Source organism: Limnohabitans sp. TEGF004 (assembly GCF_027924965.1).
GTDB lineage: Bacteria > Pseudomonadota > Gammaproteobacteria > Burkholderiales > Burkholderiaceae_C > Limnohabitans.
The window spans coordinates 393,836-408,119 of the sequence record NZ_AP027056.1; the positions used below are offsets into that span (position 1 = coordinate 393,836).

16 protein-coding genes are annotated in these 14,284 nt (G+C 55.3%); 13 read left to right on the forward strand and 3 right to left on the reverse strand.

Translation table 11 applies throughout. The features are described 5' to 3' along the window. The first annotated feature begins 157 nt into the window (after positions 1-157). The 8 genes from flhA to LINBF2_RS02125 all read left to right on the forward strand — a co-directional run bounded on the left by flhA (position 158) and on the right by LINBF2_RS02125 (position 8,675). Complete coding sequence (flhA, locus tag LINBF2_RS02090; protein WP_104797110.1) at positions 158-2,254, forward strand: flagellar biosynthesis protein FlhA; 2,097 nt, start codon at positions 158-160, stop codon at positions 2,252-2,254. Between the two features lie 39 nt (positions 2,255-2,293). Further along, complete coding sequence (locus tag LINBF2_RS02095) at positions 2,294-3,682, forward strand: hypothetical protein (protein ID WP_281890034.1); 1,389 nt, start codon at positions 2,294-2,296, stop codon at positions 3,680-3,682. Further along, complete coding sequence (locus LINBF2_RS02100) at positions 3,675-4,502, forward strand: MinD/ParA family protein (protein ID WP_281890036.1); 828 nt, start codon at positions 3,675-3,677, stop codon at positions 4,500-4,502. The genes LINBF2_RS02095 and LINBF2_RS02100 overlap by 8 nt, the downstream gene beginning before the upstream one ends. After that, entirely contained in the window at positions 4,499-5,257 is a 759-nt protein-coding gene (gene fliA / locus LINBF2_RS02105; protein ID WP_104796520.1) for an RNA polymerase sigma factor FliA, read from the forward strand. The genes LINBF2_RS02100 and fliA overlap by 4 nt, the downstream gene beginning before the upstream one ends. After that, positions 5,254-6,132 carry a hypothetical protein gene (locus LINBF2_RS02110; RefSeq protein WP_281890039.1) on the forward strand — a complete coding sequence of 293 codons (879 nt, stop codon included), beginning with the start codon at positions 5,254-5,256 and terminating at the stop codon, positions 6,130-6,132. The genes fliA and LINBF2_RS02110 overlap by 4 nt, the downstream gene beginning before the upstream one ends. A gap of 88 nt (positions 6,133-6,220) precedes the next feature. After that, positions 6,221-6,643, forward strand: a complete 423-nt coding sequence (gene fliS / locus LINBF2_RS02115) for a flagellar export chaperone FliS (protein WP_104796518.1) — start codon at positions 6,221-6,223, stop codon at positions 6,641-6,643. Positions 6,644-6,771: 128 nt separating this feature from the next. After that, the gene (motA, locus tag LINBF2_RS02120; protein WP_104796517.1) at positions 6,772-7,632 is read left to right on the forward strand and encodes a flagellar motor stator protein MotA; all 861 of its coding nucleotides are present in this window, start codon (positions 6,772-6,774) and stop codon (positions 7,630-7,632) included. Further along, positions 7,632-8,675, forward strand: a complete 1,044-nt coding sequence (locus tag LINBF2_RS02125) for a flagellar motor protein MotB (protein WP_281890042.1) — start codon at positions 7,632-7,634, stop codon at positions 8,673-8,675. Before motA ends, LINBF2_RS02125 begins: the two co-directional genes overlap by 1 nt. A gap of 89 nt (positions 8,676-8,764) precedes the next feature. Here the strand turns inward: LINBF2_RS02125 and LINBF2_RS02130 are convergent, their stop codons facing one another. Beyond that, on the reverse strand, positions 8,765-9,865 hold the full coding sequence (locus LINBF2_RS02130; protein ID WP_104796516.1) for a sigma-54 dependent transcriptional regulator: 1,101 nt from the start codon (positions 9,863-9,865) through the stop codon (positions 8,765-8,767). 133 nt (positions 9,866-9,998) lie between these two features. Between LINBF2_RS02130 and LINBF2_RS02135 the strand changes: the two genes are divergently transcribed. The 5 genes from LINBF2_RS02135 to LINBF2_RS02155 are packed head-to-tail and all read left to right on the forward strand — an operon-like array spanning position 9,999 to position 13,378. Next, positions 9,999-10,478, forward strand: a complete 480-nt coding sequence (locus LINBF2_RS02135; protein ID WP_281890044.1) for an LPP20 family lipoprotein — start codon at positions 9,999-10,001, stop codon at positions 10,476-10,478. A 23-nt stretch (positions 10,479-10,501) separates the two neighbouring features. Beyond that, positions 10,502-11,575 carry a hypothetical protein gene (locus tag LINBF2_RS02140; RefSeq protein WP_146100013.1) on the forward strand — a complete coding sequence of 358 codons (1,074 nt, stop codon included), beginning with the start codon at positions 10,502-10,504 and terminating at the stop codon, positions 11,573-11,575. 22 nt (positions 11,576-11,597) lie between these two features. Further along, positions 11,598-11,999 carry a hypothetical protein gene (locus LINBF2_RS02145; protein WP_146100012.1) on the forward strand — a complete coding sequence of 134 codons (402 nt, stop codon included), beginning with the start codon at positions 11,598-11,600 and terminating at the stop codon, positions 11,997-11,999. 9 nt (positions 12,000-12,008) lie between these two features. Next, complete coding sequence (locus LINBF2_RS02150) at positions 12,009-13,094, forward strand: hypothetical protein (RefSeq protein WP_281890047.1); 1,086 nt, start codon at positions 12,009-12,011, stop codon at positions 13,092-13,094. Further along, positions 13,091-13,378 (forward strand): EscU/YscU/HrcU family type III secretion system export apparatus switch protein, encoded by a 288-nt coding sequence (locus LINBF2_RS02155; protein ID WP_281890049.1) that lies wholly within the window; start codon positions 13,091-13,093, stop codon positions 13,376-13,378. Before LINBF2_RS02150 ends, LINBF2_RS02155 begins: the two co-directional genes overlap by 4 nt. A gap of 17 nt (positions 13,379-13,395) precedes the next feature. Here the strand turns inward: LINBF2_RS02155 and LINBF2_RS02160 are convergent, their stop codons facing one another. Next, positions 13,396-13,833, reverse strand: coding sequence for a flagellar protein FlgN (locus LINBF2_RS02160; protein ID WP_146100011.1), 438 nt, complete (start codon positions 13,831-13,833; stop codon positions 13,396-13,398). Between the two features lie 29 nt (positions 13,834-13,862). Next, positions 13,863-14,183 (reverse strand): flagellar biosynthesis anti-sigma factor FlgM, encoded by a 321-nt coding sequence (gene flgM, locus LINBF2_RS02165; RefSeq protein ID WP_233246927.1) that lies wholly within the window; start codon positions 14,181-14,183, stop codon positions 13,863-13,865. Positions 14,184-14,284 lie beyond the last annotated feature (101 nt).

Consider the following 14,284-nt stretch of genomic DNA (forward strand, 5'->3'; position numbering starts at 1 on the left):
AGCAAGAACCGTGACAGGTCAGTTCTTGCCGCTTTCGGCGGAGAGGCGCATCAGTGTCAGTTTGACTTGGCACATCGATTGCTTAATGAACATGCCTCGACAATTTTTTCAAGGCAAAAAGAAACCTAAACGTTCCACTTTCAACTGGATTCCCTCAATGAGCACTCTCACTCTGTCAACGATTCGACACAACTTGTCGAAATTTGACCTCTCCGGACTCAGTATTCCGGTGGTGGTGCTCGTCATCATGGCGATGCTCGTGTTGCCATTGCCTCCGTTGTTGTTGGACTTTTTGTTTACTTTCAACATTCTTGTGAGCTTGGTGGTGATCATGATCGCCATCGGCACCCGTAAGCCCCTTGAGTTTTCATCCTTCCCCACCGTCTTGTTGTTTGCAACCATGTTGCGCTTGGCGCTGAACGTGGCATCTACCCGTGTGGTGTTGGTCAGCGGCCATGAAGGTGCGCACGCCGCCGGTAAGGTGGTGCAGGCTTTCGGTGAGTTCGTGATTGCTGGTAACTACGTGGTGGGTTTCATCATCTTCGCGATTTTGATGATCATCAACTTCGTGGTGGTGACCAAAGGTGCGGGTCGCGTTTCAGAAGTGAACGCCCGTTTCACCTTGGACGCCATGCCCGGTAAACAAATGTCGATTGACGCTGACTTGAACGCTGGCGTGATCGACCAAGAAACAGCCAAAACACGCCGTGCCGAATTGGCCCAGGAATCTGACTTCTTCGGCTCCATGGACGGTGCCTCTAAATTCGTGAGCGGTGACGCCATGGCCGGCTTGTTGATTCTGTTGATCAACTTGTTCGGTGGCTTGATCATCGGTGTGGCGCAGCATGATTTGCCTGTGGCTGAAGCCGGCAAGATCTACACCTTGCTCACTATTGGTGACGGCTTGGTCGCTCAAATCCCATCGTTGTTGTTGTCACTGGCCACCGCCATCATCGTGACGCGCGTGACGACCGCTGAATCTATTTCTGAGCAGGCTTCTGTTCAGTTGGCTAACCCCACCGCCTTGTTCATCTCGGCTGTGATTTTGATCATCTTGGGCATGGTGCCCGGTATGCCGCACTTGATGTTCATTACCTTGGCTTTGGCATCTGCTGGTCTGGGCTTGATGATCGTCACCCGCGAAGTGCAAGACGAACAAGCCGAACAAGCCGTCAAAGACGCCACACCTTCGGACGCACCGAAAGAACTCGACTGGGATGATGTGGACCAAGTCGACCTCATTGGTTTGGAAATTGGTTACGGTTTGATTCCGTTGGTCAACGCTGAAACCGGCGGCGAGCTGATGACCCGCGTCAAAGGCGTGCGCAAAAAATTGTCTGCCGAGTTGGGCTTCTTGGTCCAGCCCGTGCGTATCCGTGACGACTTGAACATCGACCCAGACGCTTACAACATCGTGCTCAAAGGCGTGGTGCGTGGCAAAGGCGAAGTCAAAGTCGGTCGCGAATTGGCCATCAACCCAGGTCATGTGTATGGCCAGTTGGAAGGCATTGCCACCCGCGAACCTGCATTTGGTTTGGAAGCCGTGTGGATCGAACCTTCACAACGCGACCAAGCCCGTACCCTCGGTTACACCGTGGTCGACGCTGCCACTGCTATTTCTACCCACCTCAACAAAGTCTTGCGCGAAAACGCTTCTGACATGTTGAGTCATGACGAAACCCAACAGTTGCTCGACAAATTGGCTGCCAAGTCACCCAAGATCGTCGAAGACTTGGTGCCCGGCAAGTTGTCACTCGGCATCTTGACCCGCACCTTGCAAAACTTGTTGGCCGAATCTGTGTCCATTCGCGACATGCGCACGATTGCTGAAGCGTTGACTGAGGCCAGCACTCGCACGCAAGACCCCGAACAACTCACCGCCATGGTTCGCCCCAAGCTCGGTCGCATGATCATGCAAAGCCTGATCGATGGCGACAACGGTTTGCAAGTCATGACGCTTGAGCCTTCACTCGAGCAACTGCTGCACAACGTGTTGCAACAAAGCCAGCCAGGCCAAGCCGTGGTGATGGAGCCGGGCTTGTCTGAAAACTTATTTGCCGGTTTGCGCGAAGGCGCGCGCACCGTAGAAGAAATGGGCCACCCCGCTGTGTTGGTGGTGTCCCCCGTGATTCGTGGTTGGCTCTCTAAAGCCGCACGATTCCGCGTGAACGATTTGACTGTGCTGTCTTACAGCGAAATTCCGGACGATCAGGCCGTCAAAGTGATCCACACCGTGGACGCCAAAGCCCGATAAACCGTAAACCTATAACAAAAGACAGAGTGAGCTGACCCTATGGAACTCAAACGCATCCTTGCCCGCGACATCCGCGCTGCCAACGAAAAGGCCGTGGCCCAATATGGCCCCGACGTGCTCGTCATCTCGAGCGGCCAAGTCAATGGCTTGACCGAGCTGATCGTGGCGGTAGATCTGGCACCTCTGACACCAGAGGAAGCTGATCCGTTTGTGAAAACCCAATACGCTGCAACCGGCAAGCCATCTGGCAAGTTTGATGTGTTGTTGGGCCAGACCATCGACCAAAACAAACGCGATGCCCGCGAGCGCCAAGCCACCAAAGTGGCCAAGCCGATTGTCGAAGTGGCGGCCAAGCCTGCCGCATCGAAAGCCAAGCCTGCGGTCAAAGTGGCGGCTCAACCTGTGGACGAATCTGCCAAACGTGCGGCTGAAGAACACGACACCTTGCGTGGTCGTGAAATCGTGGCGCTGGTGCGTGAAGAGCTCAACTCGTTGCGCCGTGAATTCAAACTGGGCCAACAAATGGCGGCTTGGCAACAAGGCGGCATGGTGTTGCCCGCAGCCGTGGCGCCTTTACGCGACGCCCTGAACGATGCACCCATTCCTGTCGCCTTGCGCGCCTTGTTGATCGACAACATCAAAGACCACGACAACATGGCCGATGCCATGGGCGCGTTGAGCCGTCAACTGGCCCACTCGGTGGAGCAAGAGCAAGCTCAAACCCCAGTGTCAGGTATTCATGCATTGGCTGGCCCATCAGGTGCTGGCAAGTCGATGATGGTGGCCCGCTTGGCGCAACATGCTGCCCAATTGCATGGCAGCGAAAAAGTCATGGTTATTAGCTTCCAAGACCAGCGCGCTGGCGCTTGGAACCAAACCCAATTGCTGTGTGCCCAGTCGGGTGTGGACTCGTTCCGCGCCACCAACGCCTCAACTTTGAAGTTGTTGCTTGACGAGCACACCGACCGCCAATTCATCTTGATTGACACCGCCGGTGTGCAAATGAACGAACGCTTGGCAGAGATTCGCGCCATGAACCTGAATGTGCAGTGCCACGCGGTGATTCCCGCTGACGCATCCGCCGCCAACATCCGCCGCGTGTTTGACAACACCGACAACATTTGGGCATCCTTGATGCTGAGCAAGCTCGACGAATCCAACCAACCTTGGGCTTTGTTGCAGTTCTTGACCGACAAATCTTTGAGCGTGTCCGTGGCCAGCCACGGCGACCGCACGATCGATTTGGTGCAAGACGTGTCCTTGGCCGGTCTGGTGCAATGCGCCCTCGACAACTTGCCACTGCCAGAAACCGAAGAGCAAGCTCAACAAAACGCACGCGATGCAGCCGTCAATGATTTGGCTGCTTCCAAATTGGCGCAAATCGCTTCCAAATTTAAAACCGAAACCACAGGCTTGACCCATGAGTAATCCACGCAGAACAGAAGTCATCGGCATTGCCAGCGGCAAGGGTGGCGTCGGTAAAACCACCACCTCCATCAACTTGGCGGTGGCGCTCACGCAGTTGGGTCACAGCGTCATGCTGTTTGATGCCGATCTGGGTTTGGCCAACGCACAAATTGCACTGGGCGCGCGCGCTGAGTACAACTTAGGTCACTTCTTGGCCGGTCAAAAAACACTGCAAGAAATTCTCATCACCACCCGTCAAGGCGTGAAGCTGATTCCTGGTGCCTCGGGCATGCAAGAGTTGGCGGGTCTGAGCGACATCCAAGCGGCCAGCATCGTGCAGTCGTTTGGCGTGTTGGCTGACGATGTCGACTATTTAATCGTCGACGTGGCAGCCGGCATTTCGCCCTCGGTGTTGTCGTTCTTGGCCGCGTGCCAACGCCGCTTCATCGTGGTCAAAGACGACCCATCGTCGATTGCCGATGCCTACGGCACCATCAAAATCTTGAGCAAAGAGATGGGTTTGGACGAAATCTACTTGTTGCCCAACATGGTGCGCAGCCAATCCGAAGGCTGGAAACTTTACAAAAAGCTCAACGACGTGTGTGTGCGTTTCTTGGGCGAGTCGGTGCACTACCTCACCTCCATCGAAGAAGACGAGATGGTGTTGCGCGCCCTCAAAAAATACCAGTCGGTGATGGAACTCGCCCCTGGCACAGCCGCCGCTCGTGACTACATGCGCTTAGCCGAGGCATGCACGCACTTGCGTCCGATCGACCACCCTTCGGGCGGTCTGCAATTCTTCATGGAGCGACTGATGAAAAACAGTTCGTCTGATACATGAGAGCCCTCACCCCCGCCGAAATGTATGGCTCTTGCAAGCCCAAGGGCGAAGATTTGGTCATGGCCCATTTGGGCCTGGTCAAACGCGTGGCCTTGCACTTGAAAGCCCGTATCCCTGCCTTCATGGAGCTCGATGAGCTGATTCAAGTGGGCATGATTGGCCTGCTCGAAGCTTCGCGTGCGTTTGATCCTGTCAAAGGCATTGAGTTTGAAAACTTCGCCCACAGCCGTGTGCGCGGCGCCATGTTGGATGAAGTGCGACGCTTGTCGTTCTTGCCCCGCTCAGCTGTGGCTTTCAACAAAGAACACAACACCACGGTGCACGCTTTGGCGGCTGAGTTGGGCCGTACGCCTACGCAAGCTGAAATTGCCGAGTACATGGGCAAAGACCTAGAAGAGTTCCACAAAGAGCGCGGCAAAGCCAAACGCTTCGAGACCTATTCCATGGAAGTGGTCACCGAAGAGGTGATGACCATCGCTGACGACAGCTCGCAACAACCTGAAGTGATCGTGGAAGAAGCGCAGTTCATGGATGCCGTGACCGACGCCATTGCACAGTTGCCCGAGCGCGAGCAGTTGGTCATGCAGCTTTACTACGTGGAAGAGTTCAACCTCAAAGAGATTGGCGAAACCTTGGGTGTGAGCGAATCACGCGTGAGCCAAATTTTGTCTTCAGTGGTCAAAAAGCTGCGCGGCACCTTGAAGGTGGACAACGCGGCCGAAACCGAGAAGGTTGAAACCAGGAGACGCGCATGAGTAATTTCATGATGAACATGATCTCGTGGATCTTGTTGCTCTTGGTCATCTTGACGCTGTACCTCATCGACAAGATCAACCATTTGGCCAAGATGTACGAGGCGCCTAAGCCCGACACCACACCTGTTGTGCCCGATTTCGGATCTGAAATTCCTGGGGATTTGTTGTTCTCAGGATTGGAAGGCAAAAAGCTGTGGGATGCCATGAACGGCAAACAAGTCGAGGGCTTTGATGCCACCTTAATTGATGCCTTGCGTCCGCATTACGAACCCATCCTGCGTGAGCACATCACGGCCAGTTTCAAAGACGGCATTGAAGATGCATTGGGTGGCACTGAAAACCACATGCCAAGCTCGACGCGCAAAATTTCAACGGCGCGCGGCCACATCCAATCGTGGTTGCCACCGCAGCATTTGGGCAGCGTGTACCGCTCTGCCTTGGAGTTTGCGGGTAGTTATTGCCAAAGCCCAGACTCCGAAGTTTTGTTGCGTTTGAAACAAACCGTGGACAGCGTGGTCGACATGCTTTACCAGCGCGTGGGCATCACCAACGAAGTGCCATTCTCTGACTTCTTATTTGAAGAAGTGCCGCTGGCCGATGACTCTGGCGAAGACACCATGCTCGCACTCACCGATGCCTCAGGCACCTCGGAGGTGTTGGGCAACGGTTTGCTCGAAAACAGCGATGAACGTGAACTGACGCCAGAAGAATTGGCACAAGGTTTAGAGCATGTGCAAGCCTATGAAGACCAGCAGCGGCAAGAAGTTGCCGCTGAAACGGTCGAAGCGGTGATGCAGCCTGAAGAAGTGATGGAAGCGCACGACGAAGCCTTGGTGCATGCGAATGTAGAGACTCTGGAAGCTAAGCCTGTTTGATCGGCTGTTTGTACAGATGTCACTCAAGTTTGCGAAGCCCCTTCCGATACTGCCTGTGTAAGCGAAGAAATACACAGGAGTTAATCAAATGCGAGCCAATTCACGAGCCATTCAAAGTTACGGCGATGTCAAAGTCAGCAGCGGCGTTGCCACGGCCAACAATGTGCAATTGATTCAAATGTTGTTTGATGGCTTGTTGGAAAGTTTGTCCACCGCGCGTGGTCACATCCAACACAAAAATATCACTGAAAAATCCAAAGCTATTGCACGTGCCAGCCGCATCGTGATTGGTCTGCAAGGTGCCTTGGATTTTGAAAAAGGCGGCGATCTGGCCAACAACCTCAATGAGTTGTACAGCTATGTGACACGTCGTTTGTTCCATGCCAACGCCCACAACGATGTGGCGGTGTTGGACGAGATTCACGGTTTGATGCGCGAAATTCGCGACGCTTGGGAAGGCGTGCCTTCCTTGGTGCCAGCGAGCAACCGACCTACCAGCATGATGAACTGATCGCGGTTTTCTTCTTTTTAGAAGAATTTTGTGATTTATCAGTTAATCTTGCAGGTTGTTCGGGACAATTTTTAGGCGCATCCAAGTTTTTGACTTGGGTGCGCCAACCTGCTTGGGGAGAGTGTTAGATGTCAGCAATTATTGGTTTGGTCGTTCTGTTCATTTGCGTGTTCGGCGGTTTCGTGATCGCCGGCGGTAGCTTGGCGCCCATTATCAAAGCCACCCCATTCGAGATGTTCATTATTGGTGGTGCTGGCGTTGGCGGCATGATCACCGGTAACTCTGGCGCTATTTTTAAAGGCGCATGGGGCGGTATGGGTCGCGTGATCAAAGGCCCCAAGTACCACAAGGAAGACTACATCGGCATCATCGCCGTGATCTCCAAGCTGATGAAAACACTCAAGGCCGAGGGTGCCGTGGCGATGGAATCGCACGTGGAGAACCCCGAGGCCAGTGCCATTTTTGGCGAATGTCCCAAGATGTTGCACGACCATGGTTTGGTAGGTCTGATTTGCGACACCATCCGTTTGATGGTGGTGTCCTCCGGCACCTTGAGCCCTTACGCCGTGGAAGATGTGATGACCACATCCATCAAACACCACCACCACAGCGAAATGCAAAACGCCGACGCCATTGCCACTCTCGCTGGCGCCTTGCCTGCGCTGGGTATTGTGGCTTGCGTGTTGGGTGTGGTGAAGACCATGGGCGCGATTGACCAACCCCCTCCCGTGTTGGGCGCCTTGATTGGTGGCGCGTTGGTGGGTACGTTCTTGGGCGTGTTCTTGGCTTACGGTATTTTTGAACCCTTTGGTAGCCGCTTGAAGCAAATCATTGACGAAGACGGCGAAGCCATGAAAGTGGCGCAGCAAGTCATCATTGGCAACATGCATGGCTACCCCGTTCCCTTGATCATTGAAGCTGCGCGCGTGTGTATCAACCACCATGCACAGCCCACCTTTGGCGAACTCTTTGATGCGTTGAGGAAATAATGGCTGACGAAAAAGACGCGGCCGCCGCACCCGAAGACGCAGACAAAGCAGCAGTAGACGCCGCAGCCGCTGCGGCAGCTGCTGCTGTCGCAGCCGCCGAGGCCGCTAAAGCGGAAGAAGAAAAAGAAGCCGCCCCCGCGCCCGTCATCATCATCAAGAAAATCATCGACGAGGGCCATGGTGGCGCTCACGGTGGTGCTTGGAAGATCGCGTTGGCCGACATGATGACGGCGATGATGGCGTTCTTCTTGTTGATGTGGCTGTTGGGCGCGTCTAACGAAGACCAGCGCAAAAGCATTGCCGACTACTTCAAACCCACTTCACAAAGCTTGGTAGCCATTGGTCAATTGGCTGGCTCCAACGGTGTGTTGGGTGGCCGCTCCATCATTGATCCCGATGGTTTCCCGTTTGCCGCCAAGCAAACGGCGTTGCTGGAACGTTTGACCCCTCGCTCAGAAGGTGGCCCCAACCCCAGTACCGACCCCGGTCAAGAAAACAACAACCCCTACTCAGACCCAGACAAACTGACGCCTGAGCAGAAGAAAGAAATTGCCCAAGCCCAGGAGAAGGCTGACTTTGACAAACTCGAAAAAGAGATTGAGCAAAAGCTGTCGGAAAACAAAAAGCTCGGCGGCCTGAAAGACCAAGTGTCTGTCACGCGTGACAAACAAGGTCTGCGCATTGAGATCATCGACAAAGCCGACTTTGCGATGTTCCCCAGCGGCGGCATGAGCATGCAGGGCAAAGCCTCAAATCTGATCAGCGAAATCGCAGCCTCATTGGCAGAAATGCCCAACAAGATTGCCATTCGCGGCCACACGGACAGCGTGCCCTTCAACAACAAAGAAGGCCGCAACAACTGGTCGCTCTCTGCTGAGCGTGCCGAAGTCACCCGTGCTTTGCTGGAAAGAAGCGGTATCAAAGAAAGCCGTTTCGCTCGCATTGAGGGCGTGGCCGACACCGATCCGTTCAATCCCAAAGACCCGCGTGACCCGCGCAACCGGCGTATGAGCATCACGGTGCTCTACAACGAACAAGACTAAGCCCTGGTGTTTAGGCGTAAAAAAGGCAGCTCATAGAGCTGCCTTTTCTTTTGGCGCAAGGCGCGCAAGGTAAGCCAAGGACGACTTGCCTAAGCCGCAGGACGCAGCTCGTATTTGTTGATCTTCTCAATCAAGGTGGTGCGCTGCAAATTGAGTAGTTTGGCCGTCCGTGACACATTGCCAGAGTTGCGGGTGAGGGCTTGCTCAATGATGCTGCGCTCAATTTGCGCCATGCGCTCCTTGAGCGACAGGCCCTCGGGTGGCAGCTGCGGCATGCCTTGGGCCAGCATGATGAGGCCCTCGATGTCGTTGTCCTCTTCCTCGGGCTCACCGTTCATTTCGGCCAACACCTCGGGTGGTGGCGTCATTTCTAACTTAGCCAACAAGGGCGCTTGCGCTTGCAATTCGGCCTGCGCCGACACCAAACCTTTGGGCAGCAGGGTAGGGGGAATGGCGCGCAAGTCCAGTTCTTGGCCCGCATACAGCGTGCTGAAACGATCGACCACGTTGGACAGCTCACGCACGTTGCCCGGCCATGGGTACTTTTGCAAAGCCGCCATGAAGTCGGGTTTGAAGCGAATCGGTTGTTTGCCAAAGCTGGCGCATTTTTTGGCAAAGAAAGTCAGCAGCTCCACCACGTCGGCATTGCGCTCACGCAGGGGAGGCGTGACCATAGGCAGTACGTTGAGGCGGTAATACAAGTCTTCACGGAACCGACCTGCTGCAATTTCGGTTTCCAAATCGCGGTGGGTCGCGGCCACCACGCGTACATCCACCTGCACTTGGCGGGTGCCGCCAATTGGGTCGACGGTGCGTTCTTGCAACACGCGCAGCAGCTTGACCTGCATGTCCAGCGACATGTCGCCAATTTCATCCAAGAAGATGGTGCCACCATGGGCCAGCTCGAAGCGGCCAATGCGGTCGGCCACAGCGCCCGTGAATGCGCCCTTGCGGTGACCAAACAGCTCACTCTCTAGCAAGTCTTTTGGGATGGCTGCGCAGTTGATCGGCACAAAGTTGGCGCCGCATCGGTCCGATTGCTCATGCAGCAGCCGAGCCAATAGCTCTTTGCCTGTCCCGCTTTCGCCGGTGATCATCACGGTGGCGTTTGAGTTGGCCATCGTGGCGACCAATTGGCGCAAAGTGGCGGCTGACTCGCTGGAGCCAATAAAGTGTGTGGTGGGCTTCATGTCAAAAATTCCTACACATGATTGTCGGTGACAACCAATATTTCACAAGACAGAAAAAGTATTCGTCTTGAGATTTGTTAAAGATGCCCGCGTCGGTGCCGAATCAAGGGTGAGACCTCTCAAGGACATAGACATGAACCGCACCACCATTTGGGCTGTGACAGCCGCCGCCATCCTGTTGACCGCTTGCGCCAACACGCCTCCGCCCATGCCTGCGCAATCGCGCCTGGACGAGGGCGCCAACATGATCACGCCCATGACCCAAAAGCGTGAGACCTTGGTGGCCACAGGCTACGCGGTCATTAGTATTCAAAATCACCGCAACCCTGCGCAGCAGCGTTTGTTGGCCATTCGTGCCTCCAAACTTGACGCTTACCGCGCTTTGACCGAACAGGTCTATGGCCAGCAGCTCGATGCCAGCACCACCGTGGCTGACATGACCGTGATGAGCGATACCTTCCGCGCCCGTGTGGAAGGTGTCATTTACGGCGCCGTGTTGGTCAGCATCACCCCTGTGGGCGACGACACCTATGAAACCACCATGTCGCTGGACCGCCACGTGGTGAGCGACTTGCGCGCGCTGTACATCGCCAGCTTGAGCAACAAGCGCTAAAAACAGACCTCGAAAAGATAGCTATGTGGACTTCGTCGCGTCGGTACCTGTGCATCGCCACTGTGTTGGGGATGGTGGGTGTCAACTTTTCAGTGGCTGCGGCAGACTTGAGTGCGCAAGAGCGCCTCAACGCCATTCGCAGCGCCATGGTGGAAGCCGCCATGAAATCCAACACCCGCGTCAGCGCCACCAGTTGGATGGAAAGCGACGGCAAACTGCGCGAGCTCAACCGCTTTTCATCTGAAATCAAGCTGCGCGATTTGCAGGTGGCTCAGTATTCGCGTGATGCAGGGCAACAACCTCAAGCTGAGTTGGCAGTTACTCATGTCGAGGCCGTGCAGCCTGGTCGCTGTGAAGCGCCGCAAGCCAAAGCACCTTTGCGTCAAGTGATGACGGTGGGTTTGGATTTGTCCCCAGGCTTGGCTCCCGCACAACGCTATCCTGCGCAACAGCTTGGGTTTGCCGCGCGCACACGTTTGATGCAAGCCGCTGCGCGTTCGGAGCGCTGGCGCCTCATCAGCACGCAAGCGCAGCCGCGCACTTATGACCGATTGATTCACGGCCGCGGTGAAGAGCATGTGAAATGGCATGCCCAATTGACCGTGACCCCTGTGCCCTTGGGCGGCGTGTCTGACGACTATTCGGCTTTTGGTTTGAGCTTGCAGGTGAGCGGCCCCAACCAACGCCAAGGTTGGTTCACGGCAGAAGAGGTGGTGGTGCCAAGTTTGCCCACACAGGCCTACGGCACACCCAAGATGGACACCGAAACGAATGCGGCCATTGCGCGCGCAGTGACAGCCATGGTGCAACAGCTTGAAAAACAATTGGCGTGTGAACCACAGACCTTCGCGGTGGAACAGTCCAACGGACGTTTGTCGCTCAACGCGGGCAGCAACGCGGGCTTGCGCGTGGGCGACAAGCTCATGGTTGCAGATCCTTCCGTGTTGCCACGTCACACCCTAGAGCCTGGTGCGCTTGACGCCGCCGTGCTGGCCGAAGTCAAATCGGTCACGCCTTATCAAGCGGAAATCAAGCAAGTGGCTGGACGCAAACAAAAATTTAACGGGGCCTGGGTTGCTTGGCCTTACACGTACTAAAAGATTGACGGGAGAACCGACCATGAACACGCCTATCACTTCTCTTCGCGCCTGGTTGTGCTGCGTTGTTTTGGCTGCCCCTGCCATGGCACTGGCTGCCAGCCCTGCACCACGCAGCACATACCAAGTGGTGTCGGGCGACACGCTGGACAAAGTCATCCGCAAAACCATGCCCGACAGCCCCTTACGCGTTGACATTTTGCGCAATGCGTTTGTGCAACAAAACCCACAAGCCTTCACCAAATCGCCCCCTCGGTCTTTGATGGCGGGTGCGGTGTTGAATGTGCCGAATCACGACGATTTGCTGCGCAGTTACATGGTGCCTGGTCAGTCGGCAGGCAACAGTGGCATGGGCCGCGGCGCTGGTTACTCGACCGCCGACATGAACATGAGCGAGCGCAAAAACTGGGTGCGTTTCCCTTAAAGGGCCGTCATGGCCATCTTGGGTCCTGAAGGCGTCCACGCGATTGCGCGTGTGGCGCCTGTTCATTTGGAAATGCGCACGGCGTACGTGGAAGCCCCTGTCGCACGACAGCTCGGTTTGCACGACGGTCAGGTGGTGCAAGCCACCGCCTCTGTGGTGAACCAGCAGCTCAAGCTGGTGCTCAACGAACACATCTTCAATTTACCCCTACAGCCCTACATCAAAGAGGGCGACATGGTGCAACTACGCGCACAGCTGTTACCTGCGGGTAAATGGGCTTTGCAGTTGCTGCACACGGGGAACTTTGCTGGACCCGATGCGCCATCAGCGGCCATGCCCACACGTTTGAACACCTTGCTGTTTCAGCCTGGTGGCTTTGCCAGTTTGCTCACCCTGTTGCGCCCCGGTGTGCTGGAGAGCTTGGTGCCACCTGTGCAAGATGCGGGTGATTTGAAAAAACGCATCAGCGCACAACGCCTCAGCATGGGCACGTTACAGGCGCAAACCTTGAAGCGTTTTATCCTGGGCCACAGCAAAGCTGCTGAAGCCAGTTTGGCCGAAGGTGAGCCCGTGGCGGACAACACCAAAGTGCTGCTGCGCTTGCTCATGGCCGAGCGTGCAAGAGTGGACGAGGACAGTGGCGAAGTCCAAGAAAACCTGCATCACGCCCTCGATGAAATCGAGGCGGCACAAGTGCAGTCTGCCCAAAACTTGCACAAAGGCGAGTTGAATTTGGCTTTTGTGATTCCCTTTCGCGACGCTGATCCTGTCGAGCTGCATTTCGAGCAAAAGGGCAACAAACCGGGTCAACCCAAAAAACCGCTGGTGGTCAACATGCATACCCAAAGCCGGGTGCTGGGGGAGGTGTGGCTCAAAACCACCATCAGCAACAACGCGCAAGTTGACTTGACCATGTGGGCATTGCGCAAAGACGTGGCCGATTTGGCGAAGTTCAATGCCACGGAACTGACGGATGAGTTGGAAGGCGCAGGTTTGCGCATGGGGAGTTTTCAGGTGTACAACGCGCCACGGCCAGACGCTGTGGAAGACCATCCACCGCCAGAGCATGGCAGTTTGATTGACACCCGCGCATGACGGATAAACATTACATGCAAGCTGTGGCTTTGGAATACGGCCGCAACAAAGCGCCCCTCCTCACGGTCAAGGGCGATGATGAATTAGCCCGCCGCATCGTGGCTGAAGCGAAAAAGCAGGGTGTGTATGTGGCCGAAGACCCACGCTTGCTGGCCATGCTCAGCCGGCTCGATGTAGGTCAAGAAATTCCGGAAGATATGTTCACCGCTGTTGCCGTGATTTTGGCGTGGGTGTATTGGCTCAAGGGCATGCAGCCCGGGGATGAAAAGCCTAAGCAGGCTTGAACAGCGCGTGTGAAAAGTTACGCTTCAGCGTAGCCACGACCACCGCGTCGACCACCGCGAGACACCTTGCCCAAACGGTCATAAATCTCGAGCGAGCTGGTGGGGTCTTGCACTTGCATGCTTTGCAGCGCGCCACGGATGGCGTCAATCTTTCGAACAATCAGCACCTCATTGCGGCGATGCATGTCGCGGCAGTGGGCCATGTGCTCTTTGAACCCGTCCCATTCGGGTCCGAGCGCATCTGCTGAGTCTGGACCTTGAATGCCAGCCAGCTGCGCGAGCTGCTGAAGCAGCTCGTTCTTTGTGTTTTGCGACGCTTCGAAGGCGTCTAAATCTTGCACCTTCAACTGCTCGAACTCGCGCTCCAGCATGTCTTCCAGTGTTTTCGCCAAGGCCAAAGCCTGCTCGAGTGAGGAGGCTTGCACGTCAGTGGCGGGTGTTGTCATATCGGACAAAAGACGATCAATCAGAGATGAATGAACGATCAGTTACCGATCATTTTTTCGAGGGCCACAAAGTTTTCAGCAATGCGGCGTGGGTTCACAGGGTAGTTGCCTTCCTTGATCGCCTGCTTGATGGCCTCAACTTTGGAGCGGTCAAAGTCTGGTTGCGCCATGACTTTTTGGGCGACGTTGCTCAAGCTCACTTTATCTGCTCCTGCGGAAGATGCTTTCTCCATGGACGGAGCCAAGTCTTCCTTGGCTTGCGCGGCAGAAGGGCTTCGTTTTTCGACTTTGTCGATGGCGCTGCGAATCGCAGCGTTCGATTGCGTCATCCGACCGTAGTTTGAAATTGCGTCATTCATGATGTTTTCACTTTCTCCAACCTGTTATCAGGTCAAAACTTTTTCACAACACTTCAATCGACCTCAAATTCTAGAACTTGAGCATTTTTTTGAAATATTTT